This is a genomic window from Streptomyces murinus, from assembly GCF_002154555.1.
Classification (GTDB): Bacteria; Actinomycetota; Actinomycetes; order Streptomycetales; family Streptomycetaceae; genus Streptomyces; species Streptomyces murinus.
This window is the reverse complement of the sequence record NZ_MUNF01000610.1, coordinates 1-1,630: the sequence shown is the minus strand read 5'-3', so window position 1 is coordinate 1,630 and position 1,630 is coordinate 1. Positions and strand designations below refer to the sequence as shown.

Annotated in this window: 1 protein-coding gene and 1 pseudogene; both read left to right on the top strand. The window is 74.5% G+C overall.

Annotated elements, in window-relative coordinates; translation table 11 throughout:
• Positions 1-809, top strand: an 809-nt coding sequence (locus CCN72_RS31160) for an ABC transporter ATP-binding protein (RefSeq protein ID WP_086811441.1), incomplete at its 5' end; no start/stop codon positions are given.
• Positions 806-1,630: pseudogene (locus tag CCN72_RS31155) on the top strand (ABC transporter permease); the annotation flags it as partial. The gene CCN72_RS31160 and the pseudogene CCN72_RS31155, both read left to right, overlap by 4 nt.

The following is a 1,630-nucleotide window of genomic DNA, read 5'->3' as shown; positions in this document are numbered from 1 at the left end:
TCGGGCCGAACGGCGCGGGCAAGTCGACCGCCATCCGGGTGCTGCTCGGGCTGCTGCGCGCGGACGCGGGCGCCGTGCGGGTGCTGGAGCTCGACCCCTGGCTGGACGCGGTGCAGGTGCACCGGCGGATCGCCTATGTGCCCGGCGATGTGACCCTGTGGCGCAATCTGTCCGGCGGCGAGGTCATCGACCTGTTCGGCCGGCTGCGCGGGGGGCTCGATCCCCGGCGGCGCGCCGAACTGGTCGAACGCTTCGAGCTGGACCCGACGAAGAAGGGCCGCACCTATTCCAAGGGCAACCGGCAGAAGGTCGCCCTGGTCGCCGCCTTCGCCTCGGACGTGGACCTGCTGATCCTGGACGAGCCGACCTCGGGCCTCGATCCCCTGATGGAGGAGGTCTTCAGACGCTGCGTGGAGGAGGAGCGGGCGCGCGGCCGTACGGTCCTGCTCTCCTCCCACATCCTCGGCGAGGTGGAGCAGCTGTGCGACCGGGTCAGCATCATCCGCAAGGGGCGGACGGTGGAGAGCGGTTCGCTGGCCGAGCTGCGGCATCTGACCCGGACCAGCGTGAGCGCCGAACTCATGGGCGAGCCGCGCGGGTTGGCGGAGCTGCCGGGCGTGCACGACCTCGACGTACAGGGCCGGCGGGTGCGGCTCCAGGTGGACACCGATCAACTCGACGGGCTGCTCCGGGTGTTGGGCGAGGCCGGGGTGCGGACGCTGACGTCGACACCGCCGACGCTGGAGGAGCTTTTCCTGCGGCACTACGCGCAGGACGCCGACGCGGAGCCGGACGGGGTGGCGGTGTGAGCGCGGCCGCTGTGTCCCTGCGGGCGGGCGGGGACCGGTCGTTCGCCGGTACCGGCGCCCTGGTGCGCCTCGCGCTGCGCCGGGACCGGGTGCTGATCCCGGTCTGGATCGCGGTGATCGCGCTGATGGTGCTGTCCATGCCCGCCGGCCTCCGGTCGATCTACGACACCCCCGCCGCCCGCGCCGGCCTGATGCACCAGATGGCGGCGAACACCTCGCTGCGCGCCATGGTCGGACCGGTCTTCGCCGACTCGCTGGGCGCGCTCACGGCCTGGCGGGTCGGGGTGTACGCCGGTGCGCTCGCCGCGGTGCTGAGCCTGCTGGTCGTCGTGCGCCACACCCGGGACGAGGAGGAGAGCGGGCGCCAGGAGATGGTGTCGGCCGGGGCGGTCGGACGGCGGGCCCCGCTGACGGCCGCGCTGGTGACGGCGGCCGCCGCGAACGCGGTCCTCGCGGTGCTGATCGCGGCGGGTCTTGCCGCGCAGGGCGGCGCGGGGGCGGTGGCGTTCGGGCTCGGCGTCGGCGGGACCGGGCTGGTCTTCGCGACCATGGCGGCGATCGTCGCCCAGCTGACGGAGAGCGCGCGGCTCGCGCGGGGGCTGACGTCGGGGGTGCTGGGCGCGGCGTTCGTGCTGCGCGCGGCGGGCGACTCGGCGTCCTCCGACGGCTCCTCGGCCATGACCTGGCTCTCTCCGCTCGGCTGGCTGGAGGAGCTGCGGGCCTTCGCGGGCGAACGCTGGTGGGTGCTCGCGCTGTTCGCGGCGGCGGCACTCGTACAGGGCGCGGTCGCCTATGAGCTGGCCGGGCGCCGGGACCTCGGG